20 protein-coding genes and 1 riboswitch are annotated in these 22,302 nt (G+C 62.3%); of the genes, 15 read left to right on the forward strand and 5 right to left on the reverse strand.

Annotation, left to right across the window (positions count from 1 at the left end; translation table 11 throughout):
* The first annotated feature begins 133 nt into the window (after positions 1–133).
* The 3 genes from thpR to AAC850_RS12915 all read left to right on the forward strand — a co-directional run bounded on the left by thpR (position 134) and on the right by AAC850_RS12915 (position 4,057).
* A complete protein-coding gene (gene thpR / locus AAC850_RS12905) occupies positions 134–667 on the forward strand; it encodes an RNA 2',3'-cyclic phosphodiesterase (RefSeq protein ID WP_340589227.1) in 534 nt (177 codons plus the stop codon).
* Between the two features lie 285 nt (positions 668–952).
* On the forward strand, positions 953–1,708 hold the full coding sequence (locus AAC850_RS12910) for a lysozyme (RefSeq protein WP_340589230.1): 756 nt from the start codon (positions 953–955) through the stop codon (positions 1,706–1,708).
* A gap of 132 nt (positions 1,709–1,840) precedes the next feature.
* Entirely contained in the window at positions 1,841–4,057 is a 2,217-nt protein-coding gene (locus tag AAC850_RS12915) for a M3 family metallopeptidase (RefSeq protein WP_340589231.1), read from the forward strand.
* 71 nt (positions 4,058–4,128) lie between these two features.
* Here AAC850_RS12915 and AAC850_RS12920 read toward each other — a convergent pair whose 3' ends face one another.
* The 4 genes from AAC850_RS12920 to AAC850_RS12935 are packed head-to-tail and all read right to left on the reverse strand — an operon-like array spanning position 4,129 to position 8,475.
* Entirely contained in the window at positions 4,129–4,872 is a 744-nt protein-coding gene (locus AAC850_RS12920) for an ABC transporter ATP-binding protein (RefSeq protein ID WP_340589232.1), read from the reverse strand.
* Positions 4,869–5,831, reverse strand: coding sequence for a FecCD family ABC transporter permease (locus AAC850_RS12925; protein ID WP_340589233.1), 963 nt, complete (start codon positions 5,829–5,831; stop codon positions 4,869–4,871). Before AAC850_RS12925 ends, AAC850_RS12920 begins: the two co-directional genes overlap by 4 nt.
* Complete coding sequence (locus AAC850_RS12930) at positions 5,828–6,604, reverse strand: ABC transporter substrate-binding protein (protein WP_340589471.1); 777 nt, start codon at positions 6,602–6,604, stop codon at positions 5,828–5,830. Before AAC850_RS12930 ends, AAC850_RS12925 begins: the two co-directional genes overlap by 4 nt.
* Positions 6,605–6,627: 23 nt before the next feature.
* A complete protein-coding gene (locus AAC850_RS12935) occupies positions 6,628–8,475 on the reverse strand; it encodes a TonB-dependent receptor plug domain-containing protein (RefSeq protein ID WP_340589234.1) in 1,848 nt (615 codons plus the stop codon).
* A 127-nt stretch (positions 8,476–8,602) separates the two neighbouring features.
* Positions 8,603–8,785, reverse strand: a riboswitch (cobalamin riboswitch).
* A 132-nt stretch (positions 8,786–8,917) separates the two neighbouring features.
* On the opposite strand from AAC850_RS12935, the gene AAC850_RS12940 reads away from it, so the two are divergent.
* From AAC850_RS12940 to AAC850_RS12995, 12 genes are all read left to right on the forward strand, one after another.
* A complete protein-coding gene (locus AAC850_RS12940; protein ID WP_340589235.1) occupies positions 8,918–9,976 on the forward strand; it encodes a cell wall hydrolase in 1,059 nt (352 codons plus the stop codon).
* A gap of 162 nt (positions 9,977–10,138) precedes the next feature.
* On the forward strand, positions 10,139–10,450 hold the full coding sequence (locus tag AAC850_RS12945) for a hypothetical protein (protein WP_340589236.1): 312 nt from the start codon (positions 10,139–10,141) through the stop codon (positions 10,448–10,450).
* A gap of 311 nt (positions 10,451–10,761) precedes the next feature.
* Positions 10,762–11,724: a malate dehydrogenase gene (mdh, locus tag AAC850_RS12950; protein WP_340589237.1), complete on the forward strand. Its 963-nt coding sequence runs from the start codon at positions 10,762–10,764 to the stop codon at positions 11,722–11,724.
* Between the two features lie 34 nt (positions 11,725–11,758).
* The gene (locus AAC850_RS12955) at positions 11,759–12,211 is read left to right on the forward strand and encodes a hypothetical protein (RefSeq protein WP_340589238.1); all 453 of its coding nucleotides are present in this window, start codon (positions 11,759–11,761) and stop codon (positions 12,209–12,211) included.
* Positions 12,211–13,101 (forward strand): succinate--CoA ligase subunit alpha, encoded by an 891-nt coding sequence (sucD, locus tag AAC850_RS12960; protein ID WP_340589239.1) that lies wholly within the window; start codon positions 12,211–12,213, stop codon positions 13,099–13,101. The genes AAC850_RS12955 and sucD overlap by 1 nt, the downstream gene beginning before the upstream one ends.
* A gap of 36 nt (positions 13,102–13,137) precedes the next feature.
* On the forward strand, positions 13,138–15,984 hold the full coding sequence (locus AAC850_RS12965; protein ID WP_340589240.1) for a 2-oxoglutarate dehydrogenase E1 component: 2,847 nt from the start codon (positions 13,138–13,140) through the stop codon (positions 15,982–15,984).
* Between the two features lie 12 nt (positions 15,985–15,996).
* A complete protein-coding gene (gene odhB, locus AAC850_RS12970; protein ID WP_340589241.1) occupies positions 15,997–17,238 on the forward strand; it encodes a 2-oxoglutarate dehydrogenase complex dihydrolipoyllysine-residue succinyltransferase in 1,242 nt (413 codons plus the stop codon).
* Positions 17,239–17,280: 42 nt separating this feature from the next.
* Entirely contained in the window at positions 17,281–18,693 is a 1,413-nt protein-coding gene (gene lpdA / locus AAC850_RS12975) for a dihydrolipoyl dehydrogenase (RefSeq protein ID WP_340589243.1), read from the forward strand.
* Between the two features lie 15 nt (positions 18,694–18,708).
* Positions 18,709–19,527 (forward strand): hypothetical protein, encoded by an 819-nt coding sequence (locus tag AAC850_RS12980; protein ID WP_340589244.1) that lies wholly within the window; start codon positions 18,709–18,711, stop codon positions 19,525–19,527.
* On the forward strand, positions 19,524–19,955 hold the full coding sequence (locus AAC850_RS12985) for a VOC family protein (protein WP_340589245.1): 432 nt from the start codon (positions 19,524–19,526) through the stop codon (positions 19,953–19,955). The genes AAC850_RS12980 and AAC850_RS12985 overlap by 4 nt, the downstream gene beginning before the upstream one ends.
* 32 nt (positions 19,956–19,987) lie before the next feature.
* Complete coding sequence (locus AAC850_RS12990; protein WP_340589246.1) at positions 19,988–20,701, forward strand: PepSY domain-containing protein; 714 nt, start codon at positions 19,988–19,990, stop codon at positions 20,699–20,701.
* On the forward strand, positions 20,698–21,321 hold the full coding sequence (locus AAC850_RS12995; RefSeq protein WP_340589247.1) for a trimeric intracellular cation channel family protein: 624 nt from the start codon (positions 20,698–20,700) through the stop codon (positions 21,319–21,321). The genes AAC850_RS12990 and AAC850_RS12995 overlap by 4 nt, the downstream gene beginning before the upstream one ends.
* A 15-nt stretch (positions 21,322–21,336) precedes the next feature.
* On the opposite strand, the gene AAC850_RS13000 is transcribed toward AAC850_RS12995, so the two are convergent.
* Complete coding sequence (locus AAC850_RS13000) at positions 21,337–22,209, reverse strand: hypothetical protein (protein ID WP_340589248.1); 873 nt, start codon at positions 22,207–22,209, stop codon at positions 21,337–21,339.
* Positions 22,210–22,302 lie beyond the last annotated feature (93 nt).

A 22,302-nucleotide genomic window follows, 5' to 3' on the forward strand; every position in this document is an offset into this window, starting at 1 on the left:
CCCAGGCCGATTACGCCATCCGGCTCGACGGCACGCTCAACCTCGCAGAGGCTGACTTTATTCTCTGACAGGTGCCGACCATAAATGCACGGCAGATATGGCGGCGTGACTTGTGTAATGGCATAGGTCGCACATGGCCTCACGCCGCCTGTTCGTAGCCCTGCGTCCAACAGAGGATGTTTGCGAAGCCTTGCTCGATACGATGGAAGGCGTCGCGGGCGCGCGGTGGCAGGACGCGGATAATCTCCATATTACCTTGCGCTTTATCGGCGAGGTCGATCGCCACACATTCTCCGACGTGGTGACGGCGCTCGAGAGCGTGCGACTGCGCGCGTTCTCGCTTGCGCTGTCCGGCGTAGGTCATTTTGAAGGCAAGCACCGCGCCAAGGCAATCTGGGCGGCAGTCGCGCCCTCGCCCGAACTCGATGACTTGCAACTCGGCGTGGAGATGGCGTGCCGCCGGGCTGTTCTTGCTGCAGAGACCCGCAAATTCATCCCCCATGTCACGCTTGCACGGCTCAATGCCGGCAGCGGAACAATTGGGCAGTGGCTTTCGGAACATGGCGACCTGGCTCTCGGGCCGTGGGACGTGAACAGCTTCACTCTGTATGAGAGCGACTTGACGCCAAACGGTGCGATTTACCGTGAACTGGTTGTATTTCAGTAGCTTGTAACGGCTTCCACTAATCTGGGTTAATCGGGAACACGCTCCAGCCGTGGGTTGGGTGCGGTCAAGCGTGGACCTCAGCGCCCCTCCAGCCGTTGATAAGGTGAACACAGGTAACACACCGCGCGCCCTGCGGTCCGACCCGGCCAGAAGCCACAATCGCGGGAAACAGGCGCGCCGAACAGGAGTACGATGCAACCCCCCAATCCCGCCTCTGCGGGCCAGAAACCTTATCCCACTTCCCCCCCGGTCAAGAGCAGCCAATTGCAGCCGGCGCGCCGATGGATGCGTGCCGCCATGGTGCGCGAACTCATCAGCCGGATGCGCAGCAAGGAACACGCGAACGACCAGCCGTCAACGCCGCGCCCTCGTGCCCGCCGCCGCAAGAAGAAGGCTGCGCTTGCGGTATCGGCGATGGTCATGACGGTCGGTTCAACCGGCTATGAACTCGGCAACCCGAGCGACGCGAACGCCATCACGCTGGTCAGCCAGCACGACAATATCCGCAGGCACGCTTCGAAACGCACCGTCAGCGAAGAGCTGAAGGAAGCGATTGCAGAAGAAGAGGGCGTCCACCTTACCGTCTATGCCGACCCGATCGGCAAGCCGACTGTAGGCGTCGGCCACCTTGTGCGCGCATTCGATAATCTCTCGGTCGGTGATGTGATCAGCTACGAACGTGCGCTTGAATTCCTCGAACAGGATTTGAAGCAGGCCGAAGCGGCGGTTGCGCGTTTGACCGCGAACCTGCCGCTTTACCAGCACGAATATGATGCGCTTGTCGACCTGGTGTTCAATATTGGCGAAGGGAACGCCAACAAGGAAAACAGTCCGAATTTGAACGCCGCCATCAAGGCTGGTGACTATGCCGCCATTGCCGAAGAACTGGCATATCACACCGCTGGCAACGCCAAGCTGCGTGGTCTTGCCTACCGAAGTGACAGGCGTGCCGCGATTTTCCAGCAAGCCGATTACAGCGACCCTCGCCCCCGTGCGCTTGCCCTTCGCGATCCTCAACTAGAAGGCATTGACACCGGCTGATCGCATGCAAAAACCCGTTCAGCCGCTTGGCAGCTTCACCTGCTATAGCTAAGCGGACAGTTACAACGGCAACCAAATTGAATTTAAGTGGATTGCCGCCACACGAGAGAGAGAAAGAAGGGTCCGCCCGCAATGAAAACGCGTTTGCTAACCTCCACAACCTTGATCGCCATGATGGCGAGCGCTTGCACCACCATGCAGGAGACAGAAATGCCCGACGCTGCCGGAATTCCGCAGATCGAGGAGTACAATCCCGCAATCCCGCAGGCGACGAGCATCTTTGCAGAATTGTCGCCGCTCTACATGCACGCGCCGCAGTTCGATCAGGTTGCTGACGACGAATGGCAAGGCATCGTTGAAGAAGCGATTGCAATCCAGCTGGCCGAAATCGAAGCAATTGCGAATAATCCCAACCCGCCGACCATGGGCAATACGCTGGTCACGATGGAGCGTTCGGGGCAGGTCTTCTCGCGTGCTTATGGTGCTTTCAGCCAGGTCGTGGGTGCCAATATCAACGACACGATTGCCGCTACCGACGAAGCGCTAGCTCCGCAGATCGCTGCGATGACCGACAGCATTTATCTCAACGCGGACCTGTTTGCGCGGGTGAAGGCAATTTACGACAATCGCGCCGCAATGGCGATGACCGCAGAAGATGCGATGCTGCTTGAAACCACTTACGCAGAATTCGTCCATCGCGGCGCTGAGCTTGGTGCCGAACAGCAGGCCGAGCTTCGCCAGATCAACGGGCGGCTTTCGTCGCTGTCTTCGCAAATCTCGCAACTGATCACGCAGGGCCAGAACGCTGCCTCCATCGTGGTCGACACGCGCGCAGAGCTTGCAGGCCTTTCCGATGGTCAGATCGCCGCGGCGGCGGCCGCTGCCACCGAAGCCGGCCATGACGGCAAGTTCATGCTGAGCGTCAGCAACACCACGGGCGTGCCCACCCTTGCACAATTGCACAACCGCTCCGTACGTGAACGGCTGCACCGTGCCAGCGTGGACCGCAACCAGTCGGGCGAAACAAGCACGCTGCCGATGATCCGCGAAACGATTGCCCTGCGCAATCGCCGCGCACAGCTGTTCGGCGAGCCAACCCACGCGAACTGGCAGATGTACGACCGCATGGTTTCCGACCCTGCTCGCGCAATCGGCTTCATGACCGACATGGTCCCCGCGCTCCACGCCACGCAGGACCGCGAAGCCGCTGTCCTGCAGGCACGGATCGAACAGGACGGCCACGATTTCGAGCTCGCCCCGTGGGACTGGGAATATTACGCCGGGATCGTTCGCCAGGAACGCTACGCCCTCGATAATGAGGAAATCAAACAATACTTCGTGGTCGACCGCGTGCTGGAAGACGGCGTGTTCTATATGGCGCAGCAGCTCTACGGCCTGACCTTCGAACAGCGCAGCGATATTCCGACCTATCATCCCGATGTCAGCGTCTACACCGTGTTTCACGATGGCGAACCGATCGCATTGTTCTACTTCGACCCGATGAGCCGCCCGTCCAAGCGCGGTGGTGCCTGGATGAGCAACTTTATCGAGCAGAGCCATCTGCTTGGCCTGCGCCCCGTTGTCACGAACACGCAGAACATCGCTCCGCCCGCACCGGGCGAGCCTGCACTGGCGACCTGGGACGATGTGACGACGATGTTCCACGAGTTCGGTCATGCATTGCACGGCATCTTCGCGGACCAGCAATATCCTTCGCTCTCGGGCACCAACACGGCACGCGACTGGGTGGAATTCCCCAGCCAGTTCCACGAGAACTTCGCTGCCGTGCCTGAAGTGCTGCAACGCTATGCCCGTCATAACGAAACCGGCGAAGTCATCCCCGATGAGCTGATCCAGGCGATCGATCGTTCGAGCAAGTTCAACCAGGGCCACAGTTTCGGCGAGATCATCGCTGCATCATTGCTCGACATGGAATGGCACTCGATCGATCCGAGCCAGCCTGCCCCGACCGACGTCATGGCCTTTGAAGCCGAAGCGCTCGACCGCATCGGGCTGCGTCACGACCTCGTGCCGCCGCGCTATCGCACGCCGTATTTCCGGCACATTTTCGAGCATGGCTATGATGCAGGCTACTACGCCTACACATGGACCGAAATGCTGCACCATGATGCGTACAGCTATGTCCAGAACAATGGCGGCATGACCCGCGAAATGGGCGATCACATCGTGTCGACCTTCCTCGGCCAGGGCCATTCGAAGACCTACGAACAAATGTTCCGGGACTTCACGGGCCGCGATCCGCGCGTCGAACCGCTGCTCGAAGCACGCGGGCTGATCCCGGAAGATGACAATGTAACGGGCATCGACGGAGCCGAAGGCGCGCTCTGATCGGTTCTTCAATGCTACAAGGAGGGGGTCGGCGTGCGAGCGTCGGCCCCTTTTTCATGCGAGGAGCGGCGTCAGCCGTCGATGACCAGCGCCCGCGCGCCGGCCTCGCCTACCCAGCGCGCATCGACGCCCCAGCCATTGGCGATGTTCTGTGGGGATAGCGCCTGCTCCGGCTCGCCATCCGCGACGAGACGACCTTCTCGCAGCACCAGCACTCGGTCGGCGTGGTTCATTGCAAGCGCCAGATCGTGCAGCACCAGAACCACGCCGCAGCCCGATTCCGCTTCTGCCTCGAGCACTCGCAGCATCTCCAGCTGGTGCGCGATATCGAGCGCAGCGAGCGGTTCATCAGCGAGGATCCATTGAGGCTCTCCGGCCAGCACCCGCGCAAGCAAGGCGCGCGCTTTTTCACCGCCGCTGAGTGTGGATACCGGGCGATCACGGAAATCTTCCAGCCCGCAAACGCCTATGGCGCGGTTGACCTCTGCCTCGCCGGTATCGCGGTGCGGCAATCGTCCCAGCGCGACGAGGTTGGCAACCGAGACATCCCATGCAACTTCCGCAGATTGGGGCAAATATCCGACATTGCGGGCACGGGTCAGCGGGTGAACGGCTGCCAGTGACTTGTCGCTAAGCGCTACTGTTCCCGCTGCTGGCTTCATCAGGCTGCCGAGCGCGCCGAGCAAGGTCGATTTACCCGCGCCATTGGGGCCGCAGATCGCGGTGATGTCACCGGGACGCAGCGCACAGCTGACGCGGTCGAGCACCAGCTTTTGTCCGCGCTGCACCGACAAGTTATCGCACGCGAGTATCATGCCAGCCCCCTTCTCATCCGGAGCAACAGCACGAGGAAGAACGGCGCACCAATCAGGCTGAGCGCGATGCCCAGTCGCAATTCCGTCACCAGCGGAAGGATGCGGCACACCACGTCGGCCACCAGCACCAGCAAGGCCCCCGCCAAGGCACTCGGCACGATCAGGCTGGAGGGGCGCTTGTCGGTCAGCGGGCGGACGAGGTGCGGCACGATCAGTCCGACAAAGCCGATAATTCCGGCAACCGCCACTCCGGTACCGACCGTCAGGCCCGTGCCCAGCACCATCAGCCCCATAAGTTTGGTCGGGTTGACGCCCATCGACCGGGCCGCCTCCTCACCCAGCGTAAGTGCATCGAGCCAGCGTCCCGCGCGCCACAGCACCAATAATCCAGCCAGTGTGAGCGGCGCGGCCATCGTCACATCGCTCCACCCGCGATCGGTCAGTGCCCCCATCAGCCATGTCACGATATTGCTCATCGCAAATGCATTGGGCGAAAGGCTGATAGCGAGGCTGGTGAGCGCGCCCGCAAGACTAGCGATCATCATGCCTGCCAGCGTGAACAGCGCGATGCCATGCGCGGGATTGGCGGTGCGTCCGGCGATCAGGGCCAGCAGGGCCATGGCTCCGCCAGCGCCCAGCAGTGCGAAGCCGGACAGGAGCAGCGTGGAACCTGCCCCGATGTACAGCGCGATCACGGCTCCCAGCGCGGCGCCCGGCGCGATGCCGAACAGGCCAGGATCGGCGAGCGGATTGCGCAAATAGCCCTGCATTGCTGCACCCGCTGCGCCCAGTCCGCCGCCGATGACTAGCGCCAGCACCGCACGCGGCAAACGCAGTTCGGCAAGGATCAGCGCGGCATTGGCCGTAGTCGCCGGGTCGATCCATACGCGCCCTGCCAGCAGCGAAAGCGGCACTGCAATCAACAGGAGCGCGGCAAAGGTGATGGTGGCGCGGTTCATTCCAGCCCCGCGCGTATCTCGGTCAACCGCGCCAGCGCGCGCGGAATGGTCGGTCCCCCGCAATAAAGCAGCGTCGGGTCGAGTGTTTCGTAACGCACACCTTGCAACCGTCGCAGCACCGGGTGCGACAACATACGTTGCTCTCCTGCCGCAAGCACAAATTGCGGCGGATCGGCGACCACCTGCTCGAGCGGGAGGTAAGCGCCCTGCCCCATGCCGCGTGCGGCGGAATGGCTGGCGAAACCGGTATGCTCGAGCATGGCGATGGCGAGCGTCCCATCGCCCGGCACGATCCCGCCCTGTTGCCACAACAGCGCAGAAGCGGGCGCACCTTCAAACTCCGCCGCCTCCCATGCAAGCTCGATCCGCGTCACCAGAGTCTCACCCCTGCCAGCATTCCCAGCGAGATCGGCCAGCCGCCGGACCTGATCCATGCTGTCATGCGGGCTGGCGACGATATCGAGAAGTTCGACCTGCACTCCCGCACGCTCGAGCGCCTCGCGCGTGGAGGGAGCAAGAAAAATGTCTGCGACCACGATATCTGGGGCCAGCGCGAGCACTTCCTCCGCCGTTCCGCCTGTCGCACGAAACTGCGCGGCCTTGTCGAGCGGCATTGAGCTGGAACTGGCCCGCTGGCTGTAATGCGAGATTGCCAGCAATTGCCCCGGTGCCGAGACTTCAGCCAGGATCGCATCGGCGCAAGGATTGAGGCTGACGATGGTCGGATGGTCAGAGTCTCTGGCAGGCTGCGTCGGCGCGCAGCCCGCCAGCACGAGGGCCAAGGCGGCCAGCGCCCTCACAGTGCCAGCCGCGCTCCGATGAAGGCTGCACGCCCACGCGTGTTGTAGCCGGCGGCGGTCTGGTAATCCTCGTCCCACACATTCTCGACGCGGCCAAAAAGCTGGACCTTATCGCTCACATCGAATGCGGCGCGCAGTGTCAGCACTTCGTAGCCATCAAGGCGCGTGAAATTGCCCGCATCGTCGAAGGCATCGGAGACGAGCCGCAAGTCTGCTCCGAGCGACAATCGCGCGAGCGGGGTCCAGTCCGCTGTAAGCGTCGCTGCGTGGCGCGGGCGGCGGGCCAGTTCATTGCCCGTATCGCGGTCCTCGGTGTCGGTGAAAGCGTAGACGGCTTGCAGCCGCAGCGTTTCGGTCAGCTTCGCGCCTGCTTCCACTTCCACACCGGTAGCGCGGGTGCGGGCGATGTTGTCATAGGTGCCGAAAGGCCGGTCGATGCAGATGTCGCTGGTCACGCCGAAACAACCGACAAAGGCGATCTGGTCTTCGGTGTCGCGGCGGAACAGCGTCACAGAGCCGTGAAGGTCCTGCGAACGGTCGCCATAGGCCAGGCCAATGTCCATGCCGGTGCTTGTTTCAGGCGTCAGCGTGGCATTGCCGAAATCGGAGAAGAGCTGGAACAGGCTGGGCGCCTTGAAGCCTTCGCCTACACTTGCGCGCAAACGCAGATTGGCGGCCAGCGCGTAGCTCAAATCTGCGCCGAAGCTAACCTCGCTGCCGAAATCGGCTTGGTCGTCCAGCCGCACACCGATATGGCCGGAAATCCCGCGCCATTCGATACCGGCCTGTGAATAGATACCGAAAATCCGCGTGTTATTGCCGCTATCGAACAGTGTTTCGTAACTCGTCCATTCGTTCTGCGCGCCGAAATTGACGATCAGCGGACCGATAGGACGCCATTCCCCGCGAAGGCTCACGAGGTCCGACTGCCCCTCGCTGGTGAAGGTCGCGTTGCCATCCCCGTCGAGATTGTCGCGCGCCGTATCCGCGAAGCTGTAGCTAGCCTGCAAAAACAGCGGGCCAGTGTCATAGACCGCACCGGCAGAGCCGAAAGTCTGCGCGGTATCCTGAACCTCGTCCGAGTCAGCAAGCGCAAAGGCAGGTGCCGGGAAACCGTCGATCTCCAGTTCGCCTTCAGCCTGCCGCAGCCGTGCAAACACCTCGAAAATGTCGGAGAAATAGTAGCGGCCGTGCCCCTCGACCACCCACTGCTCGAAGCCATCGGCCTCGGTCCCGCTGGCGGCGGAGGAGAAACCGTCAGTACTGGTGTAGCTGGCTGATGCGCCGATAAAGCCGGTGTCGGGATCGGAAATCCCGCCCGAAGCCGCGCCGGTAAAGCTGTTGTCCGCGCCATATTCGACCAGCCCAGCAAACCCGCCTTCGGCCCGCGTCGAGGCGACGATCACGCCGCCGATGGCATCCGAACCCCAGATGGTGGAGTTTGAACCGCGCAGTACCTCGACCTTGGAGAAGTTGTTGCTGAGCAAATTGCCGAAATCGAACCCGCCCGAAGGCGCAGCAGAGTCGGCGACCCGCACGCCGTCCACCACGACCAGCACTTGCTCGGCCTCTGCACCGCGCAGGCGCACGCCGGTAAAGCCGCCCAGCCCGCCATTGCGGCTGAGTGTCAGGCCGGGGACACGTTCAAGCACGCGGGTGAAGTCCGGCCCCTGCACGCTGCGAATTTCATCCTCACCAATGACGGTGATGGCCTGTCCGGTATCTTCCAGCTCGATCCGGGTGCCGGTAGCGGTGACAGTGATGGCGTTTTCCGACGTTTGCGCCGCGTCCGACGCCAACACGAAATCATCGTCCTGCGCCATTGCAGGGACGGAGAGAGCCACAAAAGATGCACCAAGAAACAGATATTTATACACTCAACCTCCTATCAAAAGCGAAATTGCCGCTTTCGAGGGAGGGAGCGCGGAAATGCGCTCTCCCGCTAGCTGCCGGTACTCCCCGCCCGTCAGCGTAAGCGACCGTCACCCGGCAGGTCTCCTGGCTCCCGGATCATCGCTCGCCGCCCGCCTTCCCGCTTGCGCAGTGGCCTATGGGTAGCTCGCTCCCCGGTCACAGTTGCGGGGGCAGCGGAGGATTGGCACCTCCTTCCCTCTTAGGTCCACGCGAATGGACAACCCGTGACGTCGCGAACCCCATAGGCGCGGTGGCAGGTGGCGGCAAGCCCGCGCCGCAACAGTGCAAAATCGAGTGTTAACCGGCGTCCCGCAACGGTACGCATGCAAATGGAAAGATGCTGCGAAACATCGCTCCCGCTAAAGCGGCGGTGTGAAACAGGCTTTCCCCAACCAGCATTCCGGCGAATCGCCGCGCCGCGATTTCCGTACGCCGCGCAGGTCGCTGCGTGACCGGCTGATCCCGCTCGCCAAACGGCTGGGTATTGTCGGGCTGGCAATCGCCGTACCTTCCCTTGCCGCAGAAGGCGCGATGGGAACTTTAGACAGCGAACCGGCCCAGCAGCCAATCACGCTGATGGCATTCGAAACACCGGGGCAGAGTTTTCCCGGCTCTGCATTCTACTATCTCGAAGACACACCGCGCCTTGTCGAAGGCGAGCAGTGGAGCGGGACGGCCGAAGTGATCGGTGAACCCGCGCTTGCGACATCGGACCTCACCGAAGCACCGCTCGCCGCTGCGCCGCTGCGCATCCGCGGATCGGACCTCGACCATATGCGCGCGCAGGAATGCATGGCGCAGGCGATCTATTACGAGGCGGCGAGTGAAAGCGATGCAGGCCAGCGCGCTGTAGCGCAGGTTGTGCTCAACCGGGTGGCGCACCCATCCTATCCGCGCACGGTTTGCGGCGTGGTCTACCAGGGCAGCGAGCGGCGCACCGGGTGCCAGTTCACCTTTACCTGCGACGGTTCGCTTGTGCGGCGCCCGTCGGCCAGTGGCTACAGCCGCGCCAGCCGCATCGCGCGCGAGGCGCTTGCCGGTCTGGTCTACGCGCCCGTTGGCACGGCGACGCATTACCACACGCTGGCGGTCAATCCCTATTGGGCGAGCAGCCTCGAAAGCGTCGGCGTGATCGGCGCGCACATCTTCTATCGCTGGCCCGGTGCAGCCGGACGGCCCGCCGCCTTCAGCGCGGGCTATGCTGGTGGAGAGCCGGCCTCGGCCCGCGCACGGATGCAAATGCCGCAGGCACCTGATCCGGCGACTGCGCCTGTGCTGGTGCAGGCAGACCTGGCAGCCGCTGGCGGCGCCTCTCCGCCCGTATCATTCTCCACAGTCGCACAGGGTCCGAGTGCTCCCCCGGCACCTCCACGCAGCGGCGATATCCGTGCGGAATATGCCAACAGCGGGCGGTGGATCGAGCGACCCTGACGGTGCTCGGGCATTTCGTGCTGCCTCATCAAACCTACTGAAAACACGACTAAGACTTCAGCAACCATTCTCTAGAACCTTCGCTTAGAGGGCGCGGTTTATAGAGGCCCCTGTCGCACCTGTGGCACAACGCGCCACGCAATCGCAGGACCAAGGCAAACCATGTCAATCCGCTTCGCCGCAGCCGCCAAGCCCACCTCAGTCCGCATGTCGCCCGACAGGGTCCGCGCAATCCACACGGATGCCGCCAATGATGATGGTGACCTGGTCAGCCAGGTCTTCATCAACGCTGCCCTGCGGCATTTTGCCACTCACGGACTCGGCGCGGCGCAGCACGCCCGCGACCAGGCGCTTGCTGCGAGCGAAGCCGGCGACCGCCAGACATTTGAATGGTGGCTCGAGATTTGCCGCGCTCTGGACCGCCGCATGGCGCGCCGGATCGATCCCAAGAATCACGCGAACTCGGCCCGCTAGACCGCGCCCGACTCCGGGTGATGGCTCTCAGCGGCTCCCTTACATAGCAGCGTAGGACCAGCTTCCGGCATCTGACCGGAGCTGGCGCAGCTGCGCCAATCCCCCTGCACACCCCCGACAAGCAACGCCTGATCGCCATTTATTGCTATTGCAAACCAGTATCATAACATACGACTTTTAGACTGTTGCAATGCCCTTTTACGCGTTCTAGGGCAGTCCTGAATTGAGCGCGCGGCCTCTTGCGGGGCGCATGGCCCACGCGCCCTGTAAACCGAATGAGCGCCCGAGGCTTTAAAGGACCAGGCTTTTTCATGGCACGCAACAAGATTGCCCTCGTCGGCGCCGGAATGATCGGCGGCACGCTCGCCCACCTCGCAGCGATGAAGGAAATGGGCGACGTCGTCCTGTTCGACATTGCCGAAGGAATGCCAGCCGGCAAGGCGCTGGACCTTTCGCAGGCTGGCCCGGTCGAAGGCTTTGACGCCACGCTCAAGGGCACCAGCGACTACGCCGATATCGCGGGCGCCGATGTCGTGATCGTCACCGCAGGCGTGCCGCGCAAGCCCGGCATGAGCCGCGACGATTTGCTCGGCATCAACCTCAAGGTGATGAAGGCCGTGGGCGAAGGCATCAAGGCCAACTGCCCCGATGCTTTCGTGATCTGCATCACCAACCCGCTCGATGCGATGGTCTGGGCGCTGCGCGAATTTTCCGGCCTGCCGCACAACAAGGTCGTCGGCATGGCTGGCGTGCTCGACAGCGCGCGCTTCCGCCACTTCCTCGCCGATGAATTCGACGTGTCGATGGAAGATGTCACTGCCTTCGTGCTCGGCGGCCACGGCGACACGATGGTGCCGATCCTCGAATATTCGACAGTAGCCGGAATCCCCGTGCCCGACCTCATCAAGATGGGCTGGTCGACGCAGGAAAAGATGGACGCGATTGTCGACCGCACCCGCAAGGGCGGCGGCGAGATCGTCGGCCTGCTCGGCAATGGCTCGGCCTATTATGCCCCCGCAACCAGCGCGATCCAAATGGCCGAGAGCTACCTCAAGGACAAGAAGCGCGTCCTGCCCTGCGCCGCCTATCTCGAAGGCCAGTATGGCGTGGATGGTCTCTACGTCGGCGTGCCCATCGTGATCGGTGCCAATGGCGTCGAGCGGATCGTCGAGATCGAACTGGACGACGAAGCCAAGAAGGGCTTCCAGGTCAGCGTCGATGCAGTCGAAGAACTGCTTGAGGCTTGCAAGGGACTGGATAGCAGCCTTGCTTAAATCGGCGGCAGGATTGGCGGCGGCAGGCGTTGCAATGATCGCAATTCCTGCGAGCGGCCAAGTTCAGCCGGTTTCCGTAGATAGCCTCGCCGTGGCAGTCAGCGCATGTATTCTCGCCGTCGATGGGGAGCAACCGATTGCGGAAACTCTCGTAGCGAGCGGTTGGAGCGAGGCCACACTCGAGTCGGATGAGCCTGTCCAGACCCCGCTTTTGGTCTTCGGTCACAGCGACAGTGAAGCCGTCATCATGACGCTTAATGCAGGTGAAGGTGAGCCGGAGCCATGCGTCGTCGTTGCGCGCCTTCCATCAACAACCGTCTACCATCCTTCTGCGGAAGGGCTGAGCAGAATAATTGGCATGCCGGTATCGCGCGAAGATAATCAGTACACGTGGCGCTTCGCTGGCAAGCTGGCACAGATGGCTCCAACCGGCAGCGCCGATGCGCCAAGCCTCCGTTTTCTAGTAATCCGAACAGGAGACAATTGATGTCCATCCTCGTAAACAAAGACACCAAGGTCATCACCCAGGGCATGACGGGTAACACCGGCACGTTCCACACGCAGCAGGCTCTCGATTACGGGACCAAGATGGTTGCGGGTGTCACTCCGGGCAAAGGCGGCTCCGAGCATCTCGGCCTGCCGCAGTTCAACACGGTGCGCGAAGCCAGGGAAGCGACCGGCGCGACCGCGTCGTGCATCTACGTGCCGCCGCCCTTTGCCGCCGACGCCATTCTCGAAGCGATCGAGGCCGAGGTCGAGCTGATCATCACGATCACTGAAGGCGTTCCGGTGATGGACATGGTGACCGTCAAGCGCGCCTTGACCGGCTCCAAGTCGCGCCTGATCGGCCCGAACTGCCCCGGCGTGCTGACGCCGGAAGAGTGCAAGATCGGCATCATGCCCGGCAAGATTTTCCAGAAGGGCAGCGTTGGCGTCGTCTCGCGCTCGGGCACGCTCACCTATGAGGCCGTGCACCAGACTACGGCTGTCGGCCTCGGCCAGACGACCGCTGTCGGCATCGGCGGCGATCCCGTGAACGGCACCAACTTCATCGACGTGCTCGACCTGTTCCTGGACGATGACGCCACCAAGTCGATCATCATGATCGGCGAAATCGGCGGCAGCGCGGAAGAGGAAGCGGCCGAATTCATCAAGCAGGAAGCCGCCAAGGGCCGCCGCAAGCCGATGGTCGGCTTCATCGCCGGCCGCACCGCGCCTCCGGGTCGCCGCATGGGCCATGCCGGTGCCATCGTGGCAGGCGGCAAGGGCGGCGCTGATGACAAGATTGCGGCGATGGAAGATGCGGGCATCCGCGTCTCCCCCTCGCCCAGCGAACTCGGCACCACGCTCGACGCGATGCTCAAGGAAATGGCGTAACCACTTACGCACTGCCTCCAGGGAGAGGTGAACGACATGGGTAACGAACCGAAAAACTTCCTTCCCGAACTGCCCTCGCAAGGCGAGGCGCAGGCCGGGCCGAGCTGGGGCAATCCGCGTTGGCCGCTGGTCGACGATGCGGGCGACCTTTCCGCCGCCATGGACCCGACCGACATGGTCGCCGTGGTCAAGGAAGCTGCGGCAAAGGCGGGCAAGCCGACCGATACCGCCAGCATCGAAGCGGCGTGTCGTGACTCGATCCAGGCGATGCTGCTGATCCGCCTGTACCGCGTGCGAGGGCATCTTGCGGCCGATCTCGATCCGCTCGGCCTAACCCACCGCGAGATCCCCGAGGATCTTACGCTCGAATGGCATGGCTTTGCAGGGCAAGAAGACAAGGAAGTCTTCGTTGGCGGAGTGTTCGAATTCGAATGGGTCAAGGTCGGCACGCTGCTCGAAGCCTTGCGCACGACCTATTGCGGCAATGTCGGCCTTGAATACATGCATATCGCCGACACCGAAGAACGGCGCTTCCTGCAAGACCAGTTCGAACAGCCCGAAGAGACCATCCAGTTCACGCCCGAAGGCAAGCAGGCAATCCTGCAGGCGGTGATCCGCGGCGAGGAATACGAGAAATTCCTCGGCAAGAAATACGTCGGCACCAAGCGCTTCGGCCTTGATGGTGGCGAAGCCATGATCCCGGCGCTTGAAGCCGTTATCAAATACGGCGGCTCGACCGGCGTGCGCGAGATCATCTATGGCATGGCCCATCGTGGCCGGCTGAACGTGCTCGCCAATGTGATGGCCAAGCCGTACCACGTGATCTTCCACGAATTTTCGGGCGGCAGCGCCAATCCCGACGATGTCGGCGGTTCGGGCGATGTGAAATATCACCTTGGCACCAGCACCGACCGCGAGTTTGACGGGATCAAGGTCCACATGAGCCTCGTCCCCAATCCCAGCCACCTGGAAGCGGTGAATCCTGTGGTGCTCGGCAAGACCCGCGCGCAGCAGGCGATGCATGACGATCTCGATGCGCATGAAAAGGTCATGCCTGTCCTGATCCACGGCGATGCCGCGTTTGCCGGGCAAGGGGTCGTGTGGGAATGCTTCGGCCTGTCCGGCGTGCGCGGTTATTCGACCGGCGGGTGCATCCACTTCATCATCAACAACCAGATCGGCTTCACCACCAGTCCCAAATTTGCGCGTTCCTCGCCCTACCCGTCCGACGTGGCGAAGGGCATCCAGGCACCGATCCTGCATGTGAACGGCGATGATCCCGAGGCCGTGACCTTCGCCTGCAAACTGGCGGTCGAATATCGCCAACGCTTCAAGCGCGACGTGGTGATCGACATGTGGTGCTACCGCCGCTTCGGCCACAATGAGGGTGACGAGCCCAAGTTCACCCAGCCGCTGATGTATGATGCGATCAAGAAGCATCCGCGCGTGTCGGAAATCTATTCCGAACGGCTCAAGGACGAAGGCGTGATCGAGGAAGGCACTGCACCTGGCATGCGGCAGGACTTCATCGACCACCTCGAGGGCGAGTTCCAGGCAGCCAAGAGCTACAAGCCCAATGAAATCGACTGGTTCGCCGGTCGCTGGAGCGGGCTGCACAAGCCAGCCGATCCGGAAACCGCGCGGCGCAATGTGGAAACGGCGGTCGACAAGAAGCTGTTCGCCAGCCTTGGCCGCACGCTGACCACGGTTCCCGAAGATCATACGATCCACAAGACGCTGGGCCGCGTGCTCGATGCGAAGCGTGAAATGTTTGCCAGCGGTGGCGGCTTCGACTGGGCCACGGCAGAGGCCCTGGCCTTTGGCAGTCTCGTGACCGAGGGTTTCGGCGTGCGCCTGTCCGGACAGGATTCGGGCCGCGGCACCTTCAGCCAGCGCCATGCAATCTGGGTCGACCAGAATGACGAGGGCAAATATATCCCCCTCGCCACGCTGCCGCACGGCAAGTTCGAAGTATATGATTCCACGCTGAGCGAATTCGGCGTGCTCGGTTTCGAATACGGCTTTGCTTTGGCTGATCCCAAGACACTGGTGATGTGGGAAGCGCAGTTTGGCGATTTCGCCAATGGCGCGCAGATCATGATCGACCAGTTCATGGCCGCAGGCGAAGTCAAATGGATGCGCGCCAACGGCCTCGTGCTGTTGCTGCCGCATGGATATGAAGGCCAGGGCCCGGAACACTCTTCCGCAAGGCTCGAGCGGTTCCTGCAACTCTGCGCGAACGACAATATCCAGGTGTGCAACATCACCAGCCCGGCGAACTACTTCCACGTGCTTCGCCGCCAGATGCTGCGTCCCTTCCGCAAGCCGCTTGTCATCATGACGCCCAAGAGCCTGCTACGCCATCCCGATGCCAAGTCGGAAGCGAAGGACTTCACGGGCGACAGCCACTTCATGCGCATTCTTTCGGACCGCAAGGAAATCGCCGACAAGAAGGTGCGCCGCCTCGTCCTGTGCAGCGGCAAGGTTGCCTACGATCTGATGGACAAGCGCGATGAGGAAGATGTGGACGATGTCTCCATAGTCCGGATCGAGCAGATCTACCCCTTCCCCGGCGAACCGCTGGCCGTGCGCATGAAGCGCATGACCAATCTCGAGGAAGTCGTCTGGTGCCAGGAAGAGCCGCACAACAACGGCGCATGGTTCTTCGTGCAAAACCGCATCGAGGACGCGCTCACCGCTGCCGGACACAAGGGAATGCGTCCATCCTATGCCGGGCGCGAAGAAGCTGCATCGCCCGCCACCGGCTTCGCCTCGCGTCACCAGGCGCAGCAGGAAGCTCTCGTATCGGTCGCGCTGGGCTTGTCCAGCCGCGGCAAAACCGCCGCCAGGCAGGCAGCGCGTTCCACCAAAAAGAAAAGCTGAGGAAGCACTCTCATGGCAACCGAAGTCAAGGTCCCTACACTGGGGGAATCGGTCACAGAAGCGACGGTCGGCGAATGGCTGAAGCAGCCCGGCGATGCCGTTGCTGCGGATGAGCCGATTGTCAGTCTCGAAACCGACAAGGTCGCGGTCGAGGCACCCTCGCCTATCGCCGGGGTCATTACCGAGCTCAAGGTCGAGGTTGGCGCCACTGTTGAAGTCGGCGCAGTGCTCGCGATCGTGGAAGCCGGTGGAGCGCCGGCCGCCAAGGGCGAAGAGGCCGGGCGTGCTGCCGAACAGCGCGAAGAAACGCAGGCCAAGAGCGCCGACAGTGGCAGCGCCGCTGCGAGCGATGGCTCTGTCACCATGTCCCCCGCCGTGCGCCGTGCGGTTATCGAACACGGTGTCGATCCGACGACGATCAAGGGCACAGGCAAGGATGGTCGCCTGACCAAGGAAGATGTCCTCGCCGCGGCCAAGAGCAAGGAAACCGGCCCGACCGACGCAAGCAAGCCTGCCGCACCGGCTCCTGCCGTGCCTGCTGCCGCGAAGGGCGAACGCCGCGAGGAACGCGTCAAGATGACGCGGATGCGCCAGACCATCGCCAAGCGCCTGAAGGGCGCGCAGGAAGAAGCTGCGCTGCTCACCACATTCAACGATTGCGACATGACCGCCGTGATCGAGGCTCGCGAGGCCTACAAGGAAGTCTTCGCCAGGAAGCACGGCATCAAGCTCGGTTTCATGAGCTTCTTCGCCAAGGCTGCGGCGCTGGCACTCAAGGACGTGCCTGCCGTCAACGCGCAGATCGACGGCGACGAGATTGTCTATCACGACTATGTCGATCTCTCGGTTGCGGTCAGCGCGCCCAACGGCCTGGTCGTGCCAGTAGTGCGCAGCGTCGACGCGATGAGCTTTGCCGAGATTGAACTCGCCATCGCCGATTTTGGCAAACGCGCCAAGGCAGGCGAGTTGACCATGGAAGACATGAAGGGCGGCACCTTCACGATTTCGAATGGCGGCGTGTTCGGATCGCTGATGTCGACCCCGATCATCAATCCGCCTCAGAGCGCCGTTCTTGGCCTCCACCGCATCGAGGACCGCCCGGTCGCCGTGAATGGCGAAGTGGTGATCCGCCCGATGATGTATCTAGCGCTAAGCTATGACCACCGCATCATCGACGGCCGCGAAGCGGTAACCGCGCTCAAGATCATGAAGGAAGCGATCGAAGATCCCATGCGGATGCTTATCGACCTTTGATAGACGCACTCCCCCATATCGTGGGAATGACGAGAGAGAATTATGGCTGAATATCAATACGACGTCCTTGTTATCGGTGCCGGCCCCGGCGGCTATGTCGCCGCAATCCGCGCGGCGCAGCTGGGACTGAAGACCGCGTGTGCCGAGAGCCGCGATACGCTTGGCGGGACCTGCCTCAACGTCGGCTGCATTCCATCCAAGGCAATGCTGCACGCATCCGAATATTTCGATGCGGCGAGCAATGGCACGATGGCCAACATGGGCGTGGAAGTGACGCCCAAGCTCAACCTGCCCAAGATGCACGAACAGCGCCTCGACGCGGTCGAAGGGCTGACCAAGGGCGTCGCCTTCCTGTTCAAGAAGAACAAGGTCGACTGGAAGCAGGGCCACGCCACTTTCGTCGATGCGCACACCGTCGACGTGGGCGGTGAAAAGGTCACGGCCAAGGAAGTGGTGATCGCGACGGGTTCGTCCGTCACGCCCCTGCCCGGTGTCGAGGTCGACAATTCCAAGCACGTCGTGGTCGATTCCACAGGCGCGCTCGAATTGCCCAAGGTGCCCAAGCACATGGTTGTGATCGGCGGCGGTGTCATCGGACTGGAACTCGGTTCGGTCTGGCGGCGGCTCGGCGCAAAGGTCACCTGCGTCGAATTCCTCGACCAGATCCTGCCCGGCATGGACGGTGATATCCGCAAGGAATCGAACAAGATCTTCAAGAAGCAGGGGATCGAATTCAAGCTTTCCACCAAGGTCACCGGCGTTACCGTCAAGGGCAAGAAGGCCACCGTCACGCTCGAACCCGCCAAGGGCGGCGATAGCGAGACAATCGATGCGGATTGCGTGCTCGTGTCGATTGGCCGCAAGCCCAATACCGATGGCCTTGGCCTCGACAAGATCGGTCTGGAAGTGAACCAGCGCGGCCAGATCGAGGTCGATCACGAATTCCGCACTGCGGTCGATGGCGTGCGCGCAATTGGCGATGTCGTCCCCGGCCCCATGCTCGCGCACAAGGCCGAGGATGAAGGCATTGCCGTGGCCGAATGGATTGCGGGCGATACCGGCATCGTGAACCACGATGTCATCCCCACCGTCGTCTATACCATGCCCGAAATCGCTGGCGTGGGCCTTACCGAGGAACAGGCGATCGAAAAGATGGGCGGCGACAAGAAGGCCATCAAGACCAGCAAGTTCCCGATGATGGCGAACAGCCGCGCGAAGACCAATCACGAGCCCGACGGCCTTGTAAAGGTCATCGCCGAGGCCGAAAGCGACCGCGTGCTGGGCATCTGGGCTATTGCCAGCGTTGCCGGGACGATGATCGCCGAAGCTGCCATCGCGATGGAATTCGGCGCGACGAGCGAGGACATCGCCTACACCTGTCACGCTCACCCGACCCATGCAGAAGCCGTGAAAGAGGCGGCAATGGGCGTGCAGGGCAAGCCGATCCATATTTGATGGTGCTTGCCTGACATGACCATTCGGGATCGCCTGCCTGCCCTCCTGGCGCTTGCGATCCCGGTGGTGTGCGGCGCTGCGTGGATGGCTGCCTCGGGAGCGCCGTTCCATTATCCGCTGGTCAATCTTGGCGCACTGGCTCTGGTCAGTGTCTGGATGTTGGCTGGACGCGGACCGCATACTGCGCTCAGCCGCCATATCTTGCTCATCACCCTGCTGGTCATTCTCCTTTGCCCGCTTGTAATCGGACCCGAACTCACCTCCATCACCGGAGACCGCGTGGTGCGCTGGACCCCGCTTGGACCGTTGACGCTCCATACCGGAATGCTCGCCGCGCCCGCGCTCGCCGTGCTGGCTGCGCGCAATCGCAGCTATGGCGCGGCATTCCTGCTTGCAGGACTGTTGGCGGTGCTGTTGCAACCCGATGCTGCGACAGGCTTTGCGCTGACGTTTGCTGCCGTCGGCATCCACCATGTCACCAAGGACTGGAAGTTTGGCGCCGTCGCCATTCTCGGCTTTCTCGCCTCGATAGCCATGGCCCTGGCCGGCGAGATTCCGCCGCAGCCCTTTGTTGAGCGCGTGCTGGTCGATGCGACTTTGCAGAGCATAATTCTCGGCATTGTCCTCGCAGCCACGCTGCTTGCAAGCTTTGCGCTACTGTTGTTCGCGATACCCTTGGCACGCGAAGCGCGCTTCGCCCTCGCCGGCCTGTTTTTCGGCTTTGCAGTCATGGCGTTCATGTCAAACTATCCCACACCCTTTATCGGCTATGGCGCGGCGCCTATTCTCGGTTTCGGCCTTGCGCTCGGCCTGCACAGGATACCCGCCCGATGACCCAGCTTTCGCCCTTCCACCTCGCCTTTCCCGTCGACAGCCTGATCGCTGCGCGCGCCTTCTGGGGCGAGGTAATGGGTTGCAAGGAAGGCCGCAGCAGCGACGACTGGTGCGATTTCGATTTCTACGGCCACCAGATCGTGGCGCATCAGGCCCCTTCGATCGTCGCCAAGGGAGGTCGCGGCACCAATCCGGTCGACGGACACGATGTCCCCGTCCCGCATTTCGGAATCGTGCTGGATATGGATCAATGGCGCGAGCTGGCAGAGCGCCTGATCGAAAAGGGCGTCGAATTCGAGATCGCGCCATACATCAGGTTCGAAGGCGAACCGGGCGAGCAAGCCACGATGTTCTTCCGCGATCCCGCGGGCAACGCCATCGAAATGAAAGCCATTGCAGACCGGTCGAAACTTTTCGCCCGCGACTAGTGGTACAACGGGCACCGCGTTAAGGGGCGGACATGGCAAAACAGAAAATGATGCGATTGTTCGCAAAGTGGCACATCTGGCTCGGCTGGCTGGTGGGCGTTCCTGTCCTGATGTGGACCGTGACCGGCCTGGTCATGGTCTGGTATCCGATCGAGGAGGTGCGCGGCACTCACTTGCGCGTTGAGAGCGAACAGGTGCTGATACCCGCTTCACTGGAACCGCCACCATTGGAAACCGGCGAAGGCTACCGCGCATTGCGCGCAGCCATGCAGGATGGCAGGCCCGTGTGGTTCGCGACCCACGCCGATGGACGCGTCGAGCGTTTCGCCGCCGATGCGGGCGGAGCACTGCCCGCCATTGATGAAGCCTACGTCCGCGAGCTGGCCGCAAGGCAAATCGTTGGCGGTGACAACCCGGTGACAGTCGAACAGTTTTCTGCCGAGGAGTCACCCTTCGATTTCCGTCGACCCGTGCCCTCATGGCGACTCACGCTGGACGATGGCGCGCACGTATATGTCGATGCGCAAACCGGGGAAATCGCCGCTGTGCGCACGCGCTTCTGGCGGGTCTTCGATTTCATGTGGGGGCTGCACATCATGGACTTGCAGACGCGTGAACTCGATCAACAGAGCGACTTCCACCACACGATCCTTGTGCTGTTCGCAGCCCTTGCCGTGCTTGGCTCACTACTTGGCTGCACGCTGATGTTCCGTCGCCGCAAGGCCCGCGTGAAAGTGCCGACATGAACAGCGAAATCCTCACCCCGCTGATCGACTGGCTCGACATCATCGGCATAGCCATCTTTGCGCTCACCGGCGCATTGCTGGCGGCGAAGCAGCGCCAGACTTTTGTGACCGTCGTTTTCTTCGCCCTTTTGACTGGCGTCGGCGGCGGTTCGGTTCGCGATCTGTTGATCGGCGCCCCAGTATTCTGGATCACGGACCCCTGGGTTGCTTTTGCCTGCCTGGCCGTTTCGTTGATTGCGTGGTTTACCCCGGTGCGCTGGTGGGAAGGCAAGCTGCTCGATATCGCCGATGGCGCGGGCCTGACTGCCTATGCGGTACTCGGTGCGGCCAAGGCGCTCAGTTACGGCGTTCCGCCCATTCCGGCGGTGCTGATGGGTGTGGTGACAGGCTGTGTCGGCGGGATCATGCGCGATGTAGTAGCGGGCCGACCCTCGATCCTCATGCGGCCCGAGCTTTACGTGACCGCTGCCGCGCTTTCCGCCTCCTTGTGCGTCATCGGCGAAGTGCTTGGCTTGCCCCGCGTCCCGGTATGGATCGCGGCCGCTTCGGCAGGCTTCCTGCTCAGGAGCGCCGCCCTTCACTGGAATCTTTCGCTTCCCGCCTATTCGCGAGAATCCTGACGCCTTTGCGCGAAACTAGCTGCCCGGCTGCTCGAAATCGGGAGCTTCGGCAGTAGAATAGCGACCATCGACGGTCGGGCTATTGTCATAGCCGTTGTCGCCATAGCCCTCGTCACCATAGGCTTCTTCACCGGGCAGCGGACCACCCGGATATGATGGACGTGGACCGTCGCTTGTTGCAGTCACCCGTGGTTCCTCGCGATAGGTGTATTCGCTATCGCTCGCGGTTCGAGTGGTGGCACGGGCGCGGGCATAGGCACCCTCGTCCCACTGTTCGCCCGCAGGCGCGGCGGCGGTGAAATCGCCAGCATCGTCATATGAATAGCTCGGCGCACCAACATCGACGTTGCGGACGCGGCCGTCATTGTCGATCCAGCAGCTCCAGCTCTCGTTGTTTTCGAGTGTACCGGTGATGCGCCAGCCATCAGAAGTGCGGCGCGCGCTAGAGATATCGTCCACCTCGTCGCGTCCGCGCTCGATCTGGTCGATGCACATGTCGACGGCACGTTCCATGCCGCGGCGGTCATACCCGCCACGGTCATCGCGATAGTCGCGGTCGCGGTAATCGCGGTCGGGATAATCGCGATCACGATAGTCCCGATCCCGGTCGCGGCTGCGGGATGACCCGGCAATTGCAGCAATCGTGCCCAGCACCAGGACGCCAGCGATAACGTCACCAGCATCCACGCGGTTGCGGTGACGATGGCGGCGATAGTGGCGATGCTGGTTCTGGTCCGCCGCTTCGCCGGTGTTCACTTCAACATCGGCGCTGGCGAAACCGGAACCGCTCATATCGGGCAATTCGACTGCCGCAGCCGGCGTAGCAATCATGGACAGGGCCGCGGCGAGCGCAGCACCTGAGGTGAATCTTGAAGGCTTGCTCGTCATGTTTCGTCTCCCCGTCCGGGCACCGTGCCGGTGGCTAGCAGATACGGTTAGGCGGCCCAGGCTGAAATTAGCCTGAACCGCCTGTCCTGTCTT

The organism is Erythrobacter alti (assembly GCF_037996805.1).
GTDB lineage: Bacteria > Pseudomonadota > Alphaproteobacteria > Sphingomonadales > Sphingomonadaceae > Alteraurantiacibacter > Alteraurantiacibacter alti.

Bases quoted from the DNA above. Each gene is read 5' to 3' on its own strand.
- AAC850_RS12990 (WP_340589246.1), top strand. From the start codon at position 19,988: ATGGCAAAACAGAAAATGATGCGATTGTTCGCAAAGTGGCACATCTGG.
- AAC850_RS12915 (WP_340589231.1), top strand. From the start codon at position 1,841: ATGAAAACGCGTTTGCTAACCTCCACAACCTTGATCGCCATGATGGCG.
- AAC850_RS12980 (WP_340589244.1), top strand. From the start codon at position 18,709: ATGACCATTCGGGATCGCCTGCCTGCCCTCCTGGCGCTTGCGATCCCG.
- thpR (WP_340589227.1), top strand. From the start codon at position 134: ATGGCCTCACGCCGCCTGTTCGTAGCCCTGCGTCCAACAGAGGATGTT.
- AAC850_RS12920 (WP_340589232.1), bottom strand. From the start codon at position 4,872: ATGATACTCGCGTGCGATAACTTGTCGGTGCAGCGCGGACAAAAGCTG.
- AAC850_RS13000 (WP_340589248.1), bottom strand. From the start codon at position 22,209: ATGACGAGCAAGCCTTCAAGATTCACCTCAGGTGCTGCGCTCGCCGCG.
- sucD (WP_340589239.1), top strand. From the start codon at position 12,211: ATGTCCATCCTCGTAAACAAAGACACCAAGGTCATCACCCAGGGCATG.
- AAC850_RS12955 (WP_340589238.1), top strand. From the start codon at position 11,759: ATGATCGCAATTCCTGCGAGCGGCCAAGTTCAGCCGGTTTCCGTAGAT.
- AAC850_RS12965 (WP_340589240.1), top strand. From the start codon at position 13,138: ATGGGTAACGAACCGAAAAACTTCCTTCCCGAACTGCCCTCGCAAGGC.
- odhB (WP_340589241.1), top strand. From the start codon at position 15,997: ATGGCAACCGAAGTCAAGGTCCCTACACTGGGGGAATCGGTCACAGAA.
- AAC850_RS12910 (WP_340589230.1), top strand. From the start codon at position 953: ATGCGTGCCGCCATGGTGCGCGAACTCATCAGCCGGATGCGCAGCAAG.
- AAC850_RS12925 (WP_340589233.1), bottom strand. From the start codon at position 5,831: ATGAACCGCGCCACCATCACCTTTGCCGCGCTCCTGTTGATTGCAGTG.
- AAC850_RS12995 (WP_340589247.1), top strand. From the start codon at position 20,698: ATGAACAGCGAAATCCTCACCCCGCTGATCGACTGGCTCGACATCATC.
- mdh (WP_340589237.1), top strand. From the start codon at position 10,762: ATGGCACGCAACAAGATTGCCCTCGTCGGCGCCGGAATGATCGGCGGC.
- lpdA (WP_340589243.1), top strand. From the start codon at position 17,281: ATGGCTGAATATCAATACGACGTCCTTGTTATCGGTGCCGGCCCCGGC.
- AAC850_RS12985 (WP_340589245.1), top strand. From the start codon at position 19,524: ATGACCCAGCTTTCGCCCTTCCACCTCGCCTTTCCCGTCGACAGCCTG.
- AAC850_RS12945 (WP_340589236.1), top strand. From the start codon at position 10,139: ATGTCAATCCGCTTCGCCGCAGCCGCCAAGCCCACCTCAGTCCGCATG.